The sequence below is a fragment of the Corynebacterium frankenforstense DSM 45800 genome (genome assembly GCF_001941485.1).
Lineage (GTDB): Bacteria > Actinomycetota > Actinomycetes > Mycobacteriales > Mycobacteriaceae > Corynebacterium > Corynebacterium frankenforstense.
On sequence record NZ_CP009247.1, the window covers coordinates 1312576 to 1328495 of the forward strand.

A 15920-nucleotide genomic window follows, 5' to 3' on the forward strand; every position below is an offset into this window, starting at 1 on the left:
GATTCGCGCGTGTCGCGGTAAAAGGCCTGCACAGGGCGCGCAAAGAATTACGCCGCAGCCTCAACTCTCGGCCGCGCCCGGCCACCCCGGGTACTCCGGCGGGGTGCCGCCGAAGGCGGGGCAGATGTCCTGGAAGGAGCACCACCCGCACAGCTTCGAGGTCTTCGGCCGGAACGTCCCGGCCTCGCCGTCCGCCACGACGCCGGCCCACAGCCGGCCGAGGTCGCGCTCGAAGTACTCCAGCTCCTGCGGGCCCGGCGTCAGATACAGCGAGTCGATGACCTTGAGGTACATCAGCCGCAGCTGGTCGGGGATGCGCCCGAAGAGGCGCCAGTAGACCAGCGCGTAGAAGCGCATCTGGAAGAACGCCTGCTCGGAGAAGCGCCGCGGGGGCTTCTTGCCGGTCTTGTAGTCGACCACGCGCACCTCGCCGGTCGGCGCGACGTCGACTCGGTCGATGAACCCGCGCACGGGCACGCCGTTGGGCAGCACCATGTGCACGTAGCGCTCGGTGGAGTCCGCGTCGAAGCCCTGCGGGTTCTCCATCCGGAAGTACCCCTTGAGCAGCTCGCGGCACTCGACCAGGAAGCCGAGCATGTCCTCTTCGGGCACGAGCTCGTCGAGCTGCGGGTCCTTCTCGCGCATCTCCGCCCATGTCGGCTTGAGCCGCTTGACCGCCGGCGGCAGCGTGCGCTCCTCGCGCGGCCAGGAGTGCATCTGCTCGAGCACCGCGTGCACCAGGGTGCCCTTGACCTGGGCGACGGTGGAGGGCTCGTAGAGCTTGTCGATGCTGCGGAAGCGGTAGAGCAGCGGGCACTGCCGGTAGTCCCCGGCGCGCGAGGGCGACAGCGCCAGCGGGCGCGCCTTCCCGGTCGAGTGGTGGGCGGGCATTCCGGGCAGGGGTTCTTCGGTGGCAGTCATGATCACCCCCAAGCCTATCGGCGCGCTGCGACGCCGGCGTGGTTGACTTGGGGCATGTCCGAAGCAGCTGACTTCCTCGACTTCCTCCGCGCCACTCCGAGCTCCTTCCACGCCGCCGCCGAGGTCGCCGCCCGCCTCGAGGCCGCCGGTTTCTCCCGCCAGGACCCCGGCACGCCCTGGGACGCCACGCCGGGCGGGCACGTGCTCGTCTCCGGCGGGGCCACCGTGGCCTGGTGGGTGCCGGCCTCCGCCTCGCCGGCCTCGGCCTTCCGCGTCGTCGGCGCGCACAACGACTCGCCGGGCTTCGTGGTCAAGCCGAAGGCCGAGTTCACCGCCGCCGGCTGGCGCCAGCTGGCCGTCGAGGTCTACGGCGGGCCGATCATCCCGTCGTGGTTCGACCGCGACCTCGAGCTCGCCGGCCGCCTGGCGCTGCGCGACGGCTCGACGGCGCTCGTGCGCACCGGCTCGATCGCGCGCATCCCGCACCTGGCCATCCACCTCTACCGCTCCAACGACTTCGAGCCGGACCGCCAGCGCCACGTCCAGCCGGTGCTCGGCCCCGAGGGGACGGGCCGGCCGCTCAAGGAGTCGCTTGCCGACGCCGCGGGGGTCGCCGTCGGCGACATCGTCGCCGCCGACCTGATCACCGTCGACGCCCAGGGGCCCGCCGAGCTGGGCGGGATGCTCGCCGCCGGCCGCCTGGACAACCTGACCAGCGTGTGGGCCGGCCTCGAGGCCATCACGGCCGCCTCCCGCGAGGTCCCCGAGGGCAGCGACGTCCTCGTCCTCGCGGCCTTCGACCACGAGGAGGTCGGCTCCGCCTCGCCGACGGGTGCCGGCGGCCCGTTGCTCACCCGCGTGCTCGAGCGCACCGCGCGGGCGCTGGGCGCCGACGGGGACGCCCGTGCCGCGATGTTCGAGCGCTCCTTCTGCGTGTCCGCGGACGCCGCGCACTCGGTGCACCCGAACTACCCGGAGAAGCACGACCCGGGCCACCACCCGATCCTCGGGCGTGGCCCCGTGACCAAGATCAACGCCAACCAGCGCTACTCCTCGACGGCCGTGACCGTGGCCCGCTGGCGCGCCGCGCTGGCCGCCGCCGGGGTGCGCGGGCAGGACTTCGTCGGCAACAACGCCGTGCCCTGCGGCTCGACCATCGGGCCGATCTCGGCGACGCGCACGGGTGTGCCGACCGTCGACGTCGGCGTGCCGCTGCTGTCCATGCACTCGGCGCGCGAGCTGTGCGACCCGGCCGACGTGGCCGGGCTCGCCGCCGCGCTGACCGCCTACTACCGCCTCTAAGGAGCTACCCCATGGCCTACTCCGGCCCCTTCCAGCCGGGCGACCGCGTCCAGCTGACCGACCCGAAGCGTCGGCACCACACCATCGTCCTCGAGGACGGCGGGGTGTTCTTCACCCACAAGGGCGAGATCCACCACGACGACATCATCGGCCTCGACGAGGGCTCCGTGGTGCTCTCCCAGCTGGGCAGCGAGTACCTCTGCTTCCGCCACCTCTACGTCGACCACGTGCTCTCCATGCCGCGCGGCGCGGCCGTGGTCTACCCGAAGGACACCGCCCAGATCCTCGTCGAGGGCGACATCTTCCCGGGCGCCCGCGTCCTCGAGGCCGGCGCCGGCTCCGGGGCGCTGACCATCGCGCTGCTGCGCGCGGTGGGGGAGCCCGGCGAGGTGCACTCCTGGGAGATCCGTGAGGACCACCTCGGCTTCGCCCGCGAGAACGTCGCCGCCTACTTCGGCGGCGAGCCCGACAACTGGCACCCGCACCTCGGCGACCTCGGCGACGTCACGGTCGAGGACACCGGCGGCCAGGTCGACCGCGTGATCCTCGACATGGTCGAGCCCTGGCACTTCCTGGACACCGTGCGCGACCTGCTCATCCCCGGCGGCGTGCTGATGACCTACGTGACCACCGTGCCGCAGCTGATGAACACGATGGAGGGCATCCGCGGGACGGGCAGCTTCGCCGAGCCGCGCGCCTGGGAGACCCTGCTGCGCGAGTGGCGCGTCGAGGGCAAGGCCACCCGCCCGGAGCACCGCATGAACGCGCACACCGCCTTCCTGGTCTGGGCGCGCCGCCTGGCCGACGGGGTGACCCCGCCGCACCCGCAGCGCCGCGCCCGGCGCTGACACGGGGCTAGGGTGGGGCCCATGAATTCGCCGGAGTCCTTCGACCAGCACCGCCGCCGCGAGGCCGCCACCGCCGCCGCCAGGGAGCGCGAGCGGACCGGCGCCAACGAGCTGCAGAAGCTGCGCGACGAGACCGCGGAGCTCAACCGCACCAACCGCTACCTCGGCGCGCGCAACGCGAAGCTCGCCGAGATGCTCAAGAGCTCGCGCGACAAGCTGGCCAACCTCTACCAGCAGATCGAGGCGATGGCCGAGCCGCCGTCGACCTACGGCATCTTCCTCGAGCGCTCGGATGACGGGCAGTCCGCCGAGATCGTCACCTCGGGCCGCCGGCTGCGCGTGCCCATGTCGCCGATGGTCTGCCAGGCCGACCTGCGCCCGGGCATCCGCGTGCGCCTGGGCCAGAACCACCAGCTCATCGAGGCCGCGGGCTTCCTGGAGACCGGCGAGCTGGGCACCCTGGTCGAGCTGCTCGGCCGCGAGCGCGCCATCGTCGCCGACAGCACCGGCGAGCAGCGCGTCGTCGCCCTGGCCGGTCGCCTCATCGAGGCCGGCACGCGCACCCCGCGCGCCGGCGACTCGGTGCTCTTCGACCGCCGCTCCGGCTGGGCCTTCGAGGTCATCCCGAAGGCCGACGTCGCCCGGCTCTCCCTCGAGGAGGTCCCGGACGTCACCTACGCCGACATCGGCGGCCTCGACGAGCAGATCGAGCAGATCCACGACGCCGTCGAGCTGCCCTTCGCCCACCCCGAGCTCTACCGCGCCTACGACCTGCGCCCGCCGAAGGGCGTGCTGCTCTACGGCCCGCCCGGCTGCGGCAAGACGCTCATCGCCAAGGCCGTGGCCAACTCGCTGGCCCGCCGCGCCGGCGAGGACACGCAGTCCTACTTCCTCAACGTCAAGGGCCCGGAGCTGCTCAACAAGTACGTCGGCGAGACCGAGCGCCAGATCCGCGTGATCTTCGAGCGCGCCCGGGAGCTCGCCGGCGCCGGCCGCCCGGTGATCATCTTCTTCGACGAGATGGAGTCGCTCTTCCGCACCCGCGGCTCGGGCCGCAGCTCGGACGTGGAGACCACCGTCGTCCCGCAGCTGCTCGCCGAGCTCGACGGCGTCGAGGGCCTGAGCAACGTCATCGTCATCGGCGCGACCAACCGCGAGGAGCTCATCGACCCCGCGCTGCTGCGCCCCGGCCGACTCGACGTCAAGATCCGCGTCGAGCGCCCCGGACCCGAGCAGGCCCGCGACATCTTCGCCCGCTACCTGGGCGGCACCGTGCCGATGGCCGCGCCGGCCGGGGAGCTCATCGACGCCGCCGTCGAGGCCCTGTTCACCCCGCGGCCCTACGTCGAGCTCGAGTACTCCGACGGCTCGACGCGCGAGCTCTGCTACCACGACTTCGTCTCGGGCGCGATGATCGCCAACATCGTCGACCGCGCGAAGAAGCTGGCGATCAAGGACCTCATCGCCGCCGGCGGGGCGCTTGACGACGCCGCGTCGGCCGGCGTGAGTGCGCACCACCTGCAGTTGGCGGTCGCCGCCGAGGAGCACGAGAGCGAGGACCTGCCCAACACCTCGAACCCGGACGAGTGGAGCCGGATCACGGGGGAGAAGGGCCGCCGCGTCGTCGAGGTGCGCACGCTCGGCTGAACTAGGATCGGGCCCATGTCACGTTTCCTGGGCACCGAGACCGAGTACGGCATCGCCACCCCGAGCCGGCCTGAGCTCTCGCCGATCGTCACCTCCACCCACGTCGTCGTCGCCTACGCGGCGGTGGAGACCGGCGCGCGCTTCCGCTGGGACTTCCAGGACGAGTCGCCGCTGCGCGACGCCCGCGGCTTCGACCTGCGCCGCTACCGCACCGTGCCGGTGGTCAACTCCGACGCGCTCGGCGTGGCCAACGTCGTCCTCGACAACGGCGCGCGCTACTACGTCGACCACGCGCACCCCGAGTACTCCGCCCCGGAGTGCCGCTCGGCGTTCCAGGCGATGGTCTACGACGCCGCCGGCGACGTCATCCTCAACCGGGCCGCCGCCGACATCGCGGAGCTGGCCCGCCAGGACGTCTCCGTGCTCAAGAACCACGAGCCGTGCCCGCCGGTGAAGATCTACAAGAACAACGTCGACGGCAAGGGCGCGTCCTACGGCTCCCACGAGAACTACCAGTACTCCCGCGACACCGACTTCGGGGTGCTGGCCGCGAGCCTCATCCCGTTCTTCGTCACCCGCCAGGTCGTCGTCGGCGCCGGGCGCATGGGTCGCGGCGAGAAGGGCGAGGAGGACGGCTTCCAGATCTCCCAGCGCGCCGACTACTTCTGCCAGCCGATCTCGCTGGAGACCACGCTCAACCGCGGCATCATCAACACCCGCGACGAGCCGCACGCCGACCCCGACTCCTACGGGCGCCTGCACGTCATCATCGGCGACGCGAACATGTCCCAGACCGCCAACCTGCTCAAGCTCGGCATGACCGCCCTGGTCATCGACGCCGTGGAGGCCGGGGTCGACTTCTCCGACCTCAAGCTCGCCGACCCCGTCGCCGAGCTCAAGGCCGTCTCGCACGACCTGACGCTGACCCACCGGCTGACCCTGGCCGACGGCCGCGAGCTGACGGCCCTCGAGATCCTCGCCGCCTACCGGGACCGCGTCACGGCCGGCGACGCCGAGGACGAGCGCGTGCTCGCCGCCTGGGACGAGGTCTGCGGACTGCTCGCCCGGGACCCGCTGGCGGCGGCCGGCATCCTCGACTGGCCGACGAAGTGGCAGCTGATCTCCTCCTACATGGAGCGCGGCGTGCCCGTCGACGACGCGAAGCTGAAGCTGATCGACCTGCAGTACACCGACATCGACCCGGCCAGGAGCCTCTACCACGCGCTCGTGCGCGCCGGCCGGATGCGCACGCTCGTCTCGCCCGAGGAGATCGAGCGCGCCGCGGACACCCCGCCGGCCGACTCGCGCGCCTGGCTGCGCGGCACCGTCGTCTCCCGCTTCGCCGAGGACGTCGCCGCCGCCAGCTGGCAGTCCCTGGCCCTGCGCGTGCCCGGGGGACTTGCCCGCGTCGGCATCCCCGCCACCGACGGGGCGACCGAGGCCGAGCTCGGCGCGGCCGTCGGAGCGGCGTCCGACGCGGAGGCGCTCGTGGCCGCGCTCGAGGCCGCGGGCCTGCCCGTCGAGCGAGTCGCCGATCAGTGAGGTTCGTGAGGGCACCCTCAACCCGCCGTCGCTACAGTGGACGGCAGTCAGAACCAGAGTCTGGAGGTCACACGTGACACAGAAGAACACCCAGATCCAGCCGGGCGGCGGCCGGGACGACTCCGAGGAGTCCGGCCTCGATTCCGCCGCGGGCCAGGTGCAGGTCAACACCCAGGGCACCGACGATCTCCTCGACGAGATCGACGGCCTGCTCGAGACCAACGCCGAGGAGTTCGTCAACGCCTACGTCCAGAAGGGCGGGCAGTAGGCCGATGGGGGAGGTCTTCACCCGCCGCATCATGGGCCTGGAGACCGAGTACGGCATCACCGCCGTGGCCGACGGGCACCGCGCCCTCGGCCCCGACGAGATCTCGCGCTACCTCTTCCGCCCGGTGGTCGCCGAGTACTCGAGCTCGAACGTCTTCATCCCCAACGGCGCGCGCCTCTACCTCGACGTCGGGGCGCACCCGGAGTACGCCACCGCCGAGTGCGACGGGCTGAGCCAGCTGGTGGCCCACCACGTCGCCGGCGACCGCGTCGTCGACGATCTCGCGGTGCGCGCCGAGCAGGCCGTGGCCGCCGACGGCATCGACGCGCAAGTCTACCTGTTCAAAAACAACGTCGACTCGCTGGGCAACTCCTACGGCTGCCACGAGAACTACCTCGTCGGCCGCTCCGCCGTGCTCAAGACGCTGGGCCGCGACCTGATGCCCTTCCTGGTCACCCGCCAGCTCGTCTGCGGCGCCGGCCTGGTCACCCGCCCCCGCGGCGACCGCCCGGCCGAGTTCCTGCTCTCGCAGCGCGCCGACCAGGTCTGGGAGAGCGTGTCCTCGGCGACCACGCGCTCGCGCCCGGTGATCAACACCCGCGACGAGCCGCACGCCGACTCCCACCGCTTCCGCCGGATGCACGTCATCGTCGGCGACTCGAACATGGCCGAGCCCACCACCGCGCTCAAGGTCGGCTCCATGCTGCTCATGCTCGAGCTCGCGGAGGCCGGCGCCGGCCTGCCCACCGTCGAGCTGAAGCAGCCCGTGGCCCAGGGGCGCGTCGTCGCCCGCGACGTCACCGGGCGCGCCGAGCTCGAGTGCGCCGACGGCTCGACCACCTGCGCCCTCGAGATCCAGCGCGCCTGCTGCGCGGCCGCCCGCGCCTGGCTCGCCGAGCGTCCCGACGCTGCCTCAGGCACCTCGACCGCCGAGATGACCCGCGTCGTCGAGCTGTGGGAGCGCGCGCTGGACGCCGTCGACTCCGGCGAGCTCGACCGGGTCGGCCGCCAGATCGACTGGGTGATCAAGCGCAACCTGCTCGAGCGCTACCGCGACCGCCTCGGCGGCGACTGGGCGCACCCCAAGCTCGCCCAGGTGGACCTCGCCTACCACGACATCCGCCCCGGCCGCGGGCTCTACGCCCTGCTCGCCGCGCGCGGACTGGTCGAGCACTGGGTCGACGAGGCCGAGATCGCCGCCGCCGTCGAGACGGCCCCGGCGACCACCCGCGCCCGGGCCCGCGGGGAGTTCCTCGCCGCGGCACGTGCGGCCGGCTCCCAGGTCACCTGCGACTGGCAGCGCCTCAAGGTCACCCGCCCCGAGCCGGAGACCCTCGAGCTCGCCGACCCCTTCGAGCCGCACCCGGAGGGCCTCGGGCACATGGTGGAACTGGCCGGAGCCCCGCGATGAGCACCCGGGAACCGAAGCGCGACGTCGGCCTCGAGCGCCGCCTCAACCTCGTCTTCGCGCTCATCGACGCCGACAACCACGGCGGCGCCCGCCTGGACTCCGGGTGGCTGCGCGCCCACGTCGACGGCTACGGCGACCCCGCGAACGAGACCGCCGGCGAAGCCAACACCGGGCGCCAGCGCCTGTACCGCGACATCGCGGAGCTTCGCCGCGTCGGCGTGCCCGTCGAGGTCAGCAGCGACGAAGACGGCGAGGGCTCCGGCTACCGGCTCGTGCGCGAGCGCTACGAGCTGCCGCCCATCAGCTTCACCCCCGACGAGGCCGCCGTGCTCGGGCTCGCCGGCGACCTCGGCGGCTCCTCGGAGCTCGGGGTCTTCGCCCGCTCCGGCTGGACCAAGCTCGCCGCCGCCGGGCTCGACCGCGACCTCTCAGACGCCGCCGGCACCGTCTTCACCGCGGCCAACGACCTGGCCCGGGTGCCCAACAGCACCGTCGCCGCCGTGCTCAAGGCCGTCGGCACCGGCACCTCCGTCACCTTCGACTACCGGCGCGACCGCGCCAGCGCGACCCAGCGGCGCCGCATGGATCCCTGGGGCCTGGTCAACCACGCCGACCGGCTCTATCTCGCCGGCCACGACCTCGACCGTGACGAGCCGCGCACCTTCCGCCTGCTGCGCGTCAGCGCGGTCGAGCTGACCGGCGAGCCGATCGCCCACCCCGACGAGGGCCGCGACCTGCAGCAGCTCGTCGCCGAGGCGCTCGCCCGCGGGCGCACCACCGTCGACGCCACCGTGCGCCTGGCGGAGGGCCGCTGCCAGGAGCTGCGCCGCACCGCGGCGCAGCTCGACGCCGACGGCACCGCCCACTTCGCCGGCGTGGACCGCGACTGGCTCGTGCGCACCGTCGCCGGCTTCGGCGCCGACGCCGTGCTGCTCACGCCCACGGACGCCCGGCGCGACGTCGTCAATCTCCTGCGGACCGGGGGAGAGGAGCACCGATGAGCACCACCGGAAACCGCCGCACCGACCTCGTGCGCGCACTGAACCTGCTGCCGTACTTCTCCGCGCACCCCGGCCGCAGCATCTTCGAGGCCGCGCGCGACCTCGGCCGCGAGCCCAAGGAGCTCATGGCCGACCTCGACCGGCTCTTCTGCTGCGGGCGCCCCGGCATGTTCCCCGACGACCTGGTGGACATGCGCAAGGACTACCGGCGCGTCGAGATCCTCAACGACCAGGGCCTGGACAAGGCCCTGCGCCTGACCCCCTCGGAGGCCGTGGCACTGCTGATGTCGTTGGAGTCGCTGGAGAACGTGCCCGGCATCGCCGACTCGGAGGCCGTGCGCTCGGCCGCCGCGAAGCTGCGCGCCCACACCGGCCGCAGCGCGCGCGGGGTCGCCGACGCCACCCCGCAGGACACCGGCGCCGACGCCGACGGGCTGCTGCGCGACCTTCGCGGGGCCGTCGCCGCGCGCCGCAAGGTCACCTTCACCTACGCCTCGCTGTCCTCGGACACCTCCCGGCGGCGCACCGTCAGCCCCGCCCACCTCTTCAGCCACGAGGGCCACACCTACCTGCGCGCGCTCGACGGGGGAGAGGAGCGCACCTTCCGGCTCGACCGCATGGACGACCTCGAGGTCACCGACGAGCCCGCCGAGTCCGGCGCCGCCGCCCTCGACGCCGACGCGCCCTTCGACTTCGGGCCCGGCTGCACCGCCGAGCTCGAGCTGCGCGAGTCGATCGCCTGGCTCGCCGACACCGTCCCGCTGGAGCTCGGTGAACCGGCCGACGGGTGGATCCCCGGGCGCCTCGACGCCGGCTCGCGGGAGTGGCTCGCGCGCTTCGTGCTCTCGCACGGCGACCGCCTGCGGGTGACCGGCCCGCCCGAGCTCGTCGACTTCGTCGCGGCACGCCGGGCCGCCGCACTCGCGGCGTATGATGACCGTCAGTGACGCCCCGGCTGATAGCCTGGGGCGCGTATCCCGAGGCGCCCGAAAGGGGGCGCCGGCAGCGCGAAGCAAGGAGTAGTCCCTGATGCCGAACCTGGGTTGGCCGGAAATCCTGATCATCCTCCTGGTCATCGTGATCCTCTTCGGGGCGAAGAAGCTGCCCGACGCCGCCCGCTCGGTCGGCCGTTCCATGCGCATCTTCAAGTCCGAGATGAAGGAGATGGGCAACGACGAGGACCTCGACGCCAAGGACGCGAAGGCCACCAAGCCCGCCCAGGGCGAAATCACCTCGGGCTCCGGCCGCGCCGACGTCGACGCCAACGACTACGCCCCCGGTGCCGCCGAGCGCCGCGCCCAGGGCGAGGAGCGCGCCTAGTCCATGACCGCGGAGCGCAAGCGCCGGCTGCACCTGCCGGGGTCGAAGCGTCGGGCCAACCCCGACGGCACGATGACGATCATCGAGCACCTCAAGGAGCTGCGCCGCCGCCTGATCATCTGCCTGCTGGCCGTCGCCGCGACCACCGTCGTCGGCTTCGTCTGGTACCAGAACTCCGCCTTCGGGCTGCCCACCCTGGGCGAGCTCATGCGCGGGCCCTACTGTGAGCTGCCCGTGCACATGCGCATCACCTTCGGCCCCGACGAGGAGTGCCGCCTGCTGGCCACCCGGCCCTTCGAGATGTTCCTGCTGCGCCTGAAGGTCGGCGCGATCGTGGGCCTCGTGCTCGCCAGCCCGGTCTGGCTCTACCAGGTCTGGGCCTTCATCACCCCGGGCCTGCACAAGACGGAGAAGCGCACCACCTTCACCTTCGTCACCATCGCCGTGCTGCTCTTCTGCGCCGGCGCCGTGCTGGCCTACTTCGTGCTCTCCTACGGCCTCGAGTTCCTCATGGGCATGGGCGACGAGGCGCAGTTCGCAGCGCTGACCGGCCAGGACTACTTCAACTTCCTGCTGGCCCTGCTCATCGTCTTCGGCGTCAGCTTCGAGGTGCCGCTGCTCATCGCCGCGCTGAACATCGTCGGCCTGCTCTCCTACGACGCGCTCAAGGACAAGCGCCGCTACATCGCCGTCGGCCTGTTCATCTTCGCCGCGTTCATGACCCCGGGCCAGGACCCGTTCTCCATGGTCGCCATGGCCGTCGCGCTGAACATCCTGGTCGAGCTCTCGCTGCAGTTCTGCCGCGTCAACGACAAGCGCCGCGGCCGCGAGCGCCCCGACTGGCTGGACCTCGACGACGACGAGGCCTCCGGGGCCGTCGCCGCGCCCGCCCCGGTCGCCCCCGCGGCCCCCGTCCACGCCGCCCGCCGCCTCGACGGGACGGACTACTCGGACGTCCTCTAGGCCCGCCCACTAGCCTGGGGGACCATGGGCTCCCATCTCGACCGTTTCACCGCCGGCCTCGACTTCGACCTCGACGACTTCCAGCTGCGCGGCTGCCGCGCGGTGGAGGCCGGCCACGGCGTCCTCGTCTGCGCACCCACCGGCGCGGGCAAGACCGTCGTCGGTGAGTTCGCCGTCGATCTCGCCCTCGCCCAGGGCACCAAGTGCTTCTACACCACACCGATCAAGGCGCTGAGCAACCAGAAGTTCAACGACCTGTGCGCCACCTACGGCGAGGACCGCGTGGGCCTGCTGACCGGCGACCGCTCGATCAACGGCTCAGCGGACGTGGTCGTGATGACCACCGAGGTGCTGCGCAACATGATCTACGCGCACTCCCCGCAGCTCGACCGCCTCAGCCACGTGGTCATGGACGAGATACACTACCTGGCCGACGCCTCCCGCGGCGCCGTGTGGGAGGAGGTCATCCTCAACCTCGACGAGGACGTCCACATCATCGGACTGTCCGCCACCGTCTCCAACTCCGAGGAGTTCGGCGAGTGGCTGGCCACCGTCCGCGGCGACACCGAGGTCGTCGTCACCGACCACCGCCCGGTCCCGCTGGACCAGTGGATGCTCGTCGGCCGCGCCGTCCTGCCGCTCTTCGAGCCCGGCCCCGTCGCCGCCGAGGGCACCGGGGGAGGGGTCTCCAGGGCGCTGCAGCGCGCCATCGACCGCGCCGAGCGCCGTTCGACTGACGACGCCCCGCACGAACGGCGGGGCGGTTTCCGTTCCCGTTCCACGGGGCGCCGCCCCGGCCGCGAGCGGCCCACCCGCGAGCGCTCCTGGCGCCCGCCGAGCCGCCCCGACGTCATCGCCGCGCTGCGCGACCAGGGCATGCTGCCCGCGATCACGTTCATCTTCTCGCGCGCCGGCTGCGACGGCGCCCTGCACCAGTGCCTGCGCTCCCGGCTCGTGCTCACCGACGAGGACGAGGCCGCGCAGATCGGCGAGATCGTCGACGCCGGCGTGGCCGGCATCCCCGAGGAGGACCTGAAGGTCCTCGGCTTCCGCCAGTGGCGCGCCGCGCTCACCCGCGGCTTCGCCGCCCACCACGCGGGCATGCTCCCGGCCTTCCGGCTCATCGTCGAGGACCTCTTCCAGCACGGCCTGGTGCGCGCCGTCTTCGCCACCGAGACCCTCGCCCTCGGCATCAACATGCCCGCGCGCACCGTCGTGCTCGAGAAGCTGGTCAAGTACAACGGCGAGACCCACGCCGAGCTCACCCCGGCCGAGTACACGCAGCTGACCGGCCGCGCCGGCCGCCGCGGCATCGACACCGTGGGCAACGCCGTGGTCCAGTGGGCCCCGGCCGTCGACCCGCACGCGGTGGCGGGCCTGGCCTCCACGCGCACCTACCCGCTGGTCTCCACCTTCGCCCCCGGCTTCAACATGGCCGTCAACCTGCTGGGCAGCCTCGGCTACGCGACCTCGCTCGACGTGCTCGAGAGCTCCTTCGCCCAGTTCCAGGCCGACCGCGCCGTCGTCGGCGACGCCCGCAGACTCGACCGGGCCCGCACCCGGGTCACCGAGCTCGAGGAGCAGCTCGCCGCCGAGGTCGCCGCCCTGGCCCCGCCGAGCGACGACCCGCTCGAGGACCTCCTCGACTACCTCGAGCTGCGCCGCGAACTCAGCGACGAGGAGAAGGCGGCGCACCGCAACGCCTACGCCGAGCGCGAGAAGGAGACGCTGACCCTGCTGGCCCGCCTGCAGCGCGGCGAGGTCATCGCCATGCCCGCCAAGCGCCGCCCGGTGCTCGCCGTCGTGGTCAACCCGGCCAACCAGACCCGCGACCCGCGCCCGCAGGTCATCTCGGAGACCGGCTGGGCCGGCCGCATCGAGGCCGGGGCCTTCGCGAACCCGCCCGTCGTCCTCGGCCGCATGAAGCTGCCCAAGGGAGTCCAGCACAACCCACGCCGCCACGCGAAGTACGTGCGCGACCAGTTCCACCGGCACAGCTTCGGCCGGCCCAAACGCATGCGCACCCGCCCGCGCGTGCGCCCCACCGCCAAGGTCACCGCCCTGCGCGAGGCCGTGCACGCCCACCCCGTGCACGACTGGCCCGGCTCCGACCGGGAGTCCCTGGCGCGCACCGGTGAGAAGCTCATCCGGCGCCGCCGCGAGGCCGACTCGCTGGCCGCCGCCGTCGACGGCGCCACCGACACCCTGGCCCGGGCCTTCACCCGCATCCTCGACCTGCTCGCCGAGTACTCCTACGTCGAGTTCGACGGGTCCGGCACCCCGCACGTCACCGACGAGGGGGAGCGGCTGGCCCGCATCCACAACGAGGCCGACCTGCTCGTCGCCCAGTGCCTGCGCCGCGGCATCTGGGACGGGCTGGACCCCGCGGAGCTGGCCGGCGCGGTCTCGACCTGCGTCTTCGAGAACCGCCGCGAGACCTCCGGGGAGGCCGCCGCGCCCACCGACGACATGGCCGACGCGATGAACGCCACCGAGCGCATCTACGCCGAGCTCGCCTCCGACGAGCGCCGCCACCGCCTGCCCGTCACCCGCGAGCCCGAGCCCGGCTTCGCCCTGGCCATGCACCAGTGGACCGCCGGCGCGCCGCTCGGCTACGCCATCCAGGCGGCCGCCGAGTGCGGCGCCGAGCTGACCCCGGGCGACTTCGTGCGCTGGGCCCGCCGCGTGGTCGACCTGCTCGAGCAGGTCGCGGCCACCGGCTACACCGACGAGGTCCGCCGCAACGCCCGCCGCGCCGTCGACGCGATCCGACGGGGCGTAGTCGCCCTCGGCAACTGAGCGGACCTACCATAGGGAGCATGTCTGAACTTTTCGACGCCTCCGTCTACGCCGACCGGCTCGGGCGCGCGCAGGGTCTCCTGCGCGAGCGCGGCCTGGCCGGCATCGTCATCGGCCCCGGCCCGGAGCTGGCCTACCTCACCGGCTCCTGGACCTCCTCGCACGAGCGCCTGACCGCCCTGACGGTCACCCCGACGAAGAGCCGGCTGATCGCCCCCGAGACCGACCTGCACTCGCTGGCCGACTCCGCGGTCTCCGAGCTGGACGTCGAGGTGCTCGGCTGGGCCGACGGCGAAAACGCCCACGCCCTGGCCGCCGCGCCCATCCTCGAGGGCGAGGGCGACGCGGACGGCGCCGTCGGACTCGGCGACAGCCTGACCACCCGCCACGTGCTGGCCCTGCAGGAGCTCTTCGCCCCGCGCGAGACCAAGGTCGCCGCCCTGGCCCTGGCCGAGCTGTTCACCCGCAAGGACGCCGCCGAGATCGAGCAGCTGCGCGCCGCCGGCCAGGCCATCGACGCCGTGCACGCGAAGGTCCCGGAGCTGCTGCGCGCCGGCCGCACCGAGGCCGAGGTCGCCGCCGACATCGACAAGCTGATCCTCGAGCGCCACGACGTCGTCGACTTCGTCATCGTCGGCTCGGGCCCCAACGGCGCCAACCCGCACCACGACTTCTCCGACCGCGTCCTCGAGGACGGCGACATGGTCGTCGTCGACATCGGAGGCACCTTTGGCGTCGGCTACCACTCGGACTGCACCCGCACCTACGTCGTCGGCGGCGACCCGGCGAAGCTGCCGGAGGAGGCCCGCTCCATGTACGCCGTGCTCGCCGAGGCGCAGGAGGCCGCCGTCGCGGCCGTGCGACCCGGCGTGACCGCCGCGTCGATTGACGACGTCGCGCGCTCCCGCATCACCGAGGCCGGTTACGGCGAGGCGTACTTCCACCGCACCGGCCACGGCATCGGCCTGTCCACCCACGAGGAGCCGTTCATCATGGCCGGCAACGACCTCGTCCTCGAGCCCGGCATGGCCTTCTCCGTCGAGCCCGGCATCTACCTGCGCGGCCGCTTCGGCGCCCGCATCGAGGACATCGTGGTCGTCACCGAGGACGGCTGCGAGCGCCTGAACGAGGGTCCCCGGGAGCTGCGGTGAGGACCCGCGTGCTCGTCGTCGGCGGCGCCGAGGGGGTCGGCCGCCTGGTCGCCGGCCTCTTCCGCGGCGGCTGGGAGGTGACCACCGTGGTGCCGGCCTCCGTGACCGTCGCCTACGGCCGGGTGCTCACCGGCTACCACGGCGGTGCCGCCGGGCTGGCACGCACCATCGCCGAGGGCCGCATCGAGGTGATCGTCGACGCCGCCGCGTCCTTCGACGCGGAGCTGCACGCCGACACCGCGGAGGCGGCGCGCGCCACCGGGGTGCCGATGGTCGCCTACGCCCCGCCCGCACTGGCCGGCGCGATCAATCTCCCCGACGCGCAGGCCGCCGCGGCCTGGGTCGCCCGCCACGCGCACCACGTGCTCCTCGACTGTGCGGACGGGGTGCTCGACCCGACCGCCTTCGCCGACGACGCCGACAACCTCTACGTCCTGCGCCGCGCGCCCGCCCAGGCCGAGGCGTGGCCCCGCCGCCACCGGGACGTCGCGAGCCTCCCGGACGTCGCAGGCGTCCCGGACTCCTTCCGGGACCAGGGCCAAAAGGACGAAGAGCGCGCCGTGCTGCGCGACAACCAGGTCGACGCCGTCGTCCTGCCCGACACGGGCGAGGCCGCGCACCAGGTCACGCTGGCCGCCGCGGAGTCGCTCGGCGTGCCCGTCGTCGCCGTCGCCCGGCCCGACGTGCTGCCCGCCGTGACCGTCTTCGACTCGCCCGAGGACGTGGTGCGGGCGCTGTGAACCCGCC

Annotated in this window: 14 protein-coding genes; 13 read left to right on the plus strand and 1 reads right to left on the minus strand. The window is 72.9% G+C overall.

Annotated elements, in window-relative coordinates; genetic code table 11:
• Positions 1-60: 60 nt before the first annotated feature.
• Positions 61-891 (minus strand): RecB family exonuclease, encoded by an 831-nt coding sequence (locus CFRA_RS05715; protein ID WP_156888058.1) that lies wholly within the window; start codon positions 889-891, stop codon positions 61-63.
• Between the two features lie 84 nt (positions 892-975).
• Here CFRA_RS05715 and CFRA_RS05720 point away from each other — a divergent pair, with 84 nt between their 5' ends.
• The 13 genes from CFRA_RS05720 (at position 976) to CFRA_RS05780 (ending at position 15913) form a co-directional block, all read left to right on the plus strand.
• The gene (locus CFRA_RS05720) at positions 976-2223 is read left to right on the plus strand and encodes a M18 family aminopeptidase (protein ID WP_075663828.1); all 1248 of its coding nucleotides are present in this window, start codon (positions 976-978) and stop codon (positions 2221-2223) included.
• An 11-nt stretch (positions 2224-2234) separates the two neighbouring features.
• Positions 2235-3071: a tRNA (adenine-N1)-methyltransferase gene (locus tag CFRA_RS05725; protein WP_075663829.1), complete on the plus strand. Its 837-nt coding sequence runs from the start codon at positions 2235-2237 to the stop codon at positions 3069-3071.
• A gap of 21 nt (positions 3072-3092) precedes the next feature.
• Positions 3093-4718 carry a proteasome ATPase gene (gene arc, locus CFRA_RS05730; RefSeq protein ID WP_083666867.1) on the plus strand — a complete coding sequence of 542 codons (1626 nt, stop codon included), beginning with the start codon at positions 3093-3095 and terminating at the stop codon, positions 4716-4718.
• A 15-nt stretch (positions 4719-4733) separates the two neighbouring features.
• Positions 4734-6260 (plus strand): depupylase/deamidase Dop, encoded by a 1527-nt coding sequence (gene dop / locus CFRA_RS05735; protein WP_075663830.1) that lies wholly within the window; start codon positions 4734-4736, stop codon positions 6258-6260.
• Between the two features lie 73 nt (positions 6261-6333).
• Positions 6334-6528 (plus strand): ubiquitin-like protein Pup, encoded by a 195-nt coding sequence (locus tag CFRA_RS05740; RefSeq protein ID WP_075663831.1) that lies wholly within the window; start codon positions 6334-6336, stop codon positions 6526-6528.
• 4 nt (positions 6529-6532) lie between these two features.
• A complete protein-coding gene (pafA, locus tag CFRA_RS05745; protein WP_075663832.1) occupies positions 6533-7939 on the plus strand; it encodes a Pup--protein ligase in 1407 nt (468 codons plus the stop codon).
• On the plus strand, positions 7936-8940 hold the full coding sequence (locus CFRA_RS05750) for a helix-turn-helix transcriptional regulator (protein ID WP_075663833.1): 1005 nt from the start codon (positions 7936-7938) through the stop codon (positions 8938-8940). Before pafA ends, CFRA_RS05750 begins: the two co-directional genes overlap by 4 nt.
• Positions 8937-9887: a helix-turn-helix transcriptional regulator gene (locus tag CFRA_RS05755; RefSeq protein WP_075663834.1), complete on the plus strand. Its 951-nt coding sequence runs from the start codon at positions 8937-8939 to the stop codon at positions 9885-9887. Before CFRA_RS05750 ends, CFRA_RS05755 begins: the two co-directional genes overlap by 4 nt.
• A gap of 82 nt (positions 9888-9969) precedes the next feature.
• Positions 9970-10260, plus strand: coding sequence for a Sec-independent protein translocase subunit TatA (gene tatA, locus CFRA_RS11435; RefSeq protein WP_083666868.1), 291 nt, complete (start codon positions 9970-9972; stop codon positions 10258-10260).
• 3 nt (positions 10261-10263) lie between these two features.
• Complete coding sequence (tatC, locus tag CFRA_RS05765; protein ID WP_245797489.1) at positions 10264-11223, plus strand: twin-arginine translocase subunit TatC; 960 nt, start codon at positions 10264-10266, stop codon at positions 11221-11223.
• A gap of 24 nt (positions 11224-11247) precedes the next feature.
• Positions 11248-14022, plus strand: coding sequence for a DEAD/DEAH box helicase (locus CFRA_RS05770; RefSeq protein WP_075663835.1), 2775 nt, complete (start codon positions 11248-11250; stop codon positions 14020-14022).
• Positions 14023-14042: 20 nt separating this feature from the next.
• Positions 14043-15173, plus strand: a complete 1131-nt coding sequence (locus CFRA_RS05775; protein ID WP_075663836.1) for a M24 family metallopeptidase — start codon at positions 14043-14045, stop codon at positions 15171-15173.
• Positions 15174-15181: 8 nt separating this feature from the next.
• Positions 15182-15913, plus strand: coding sequence for a precorrin-6A/cobalt-precorrin-6A reductase (locus CFRA_RS05780; protein ID WP_075663837.1), 732 nt, complete (start codon positions 15182-15184; stop codon positions 15911-15913).
• The last annotated feature ends 7 nt before the right edge of the window (positions 15914-15920 follow it).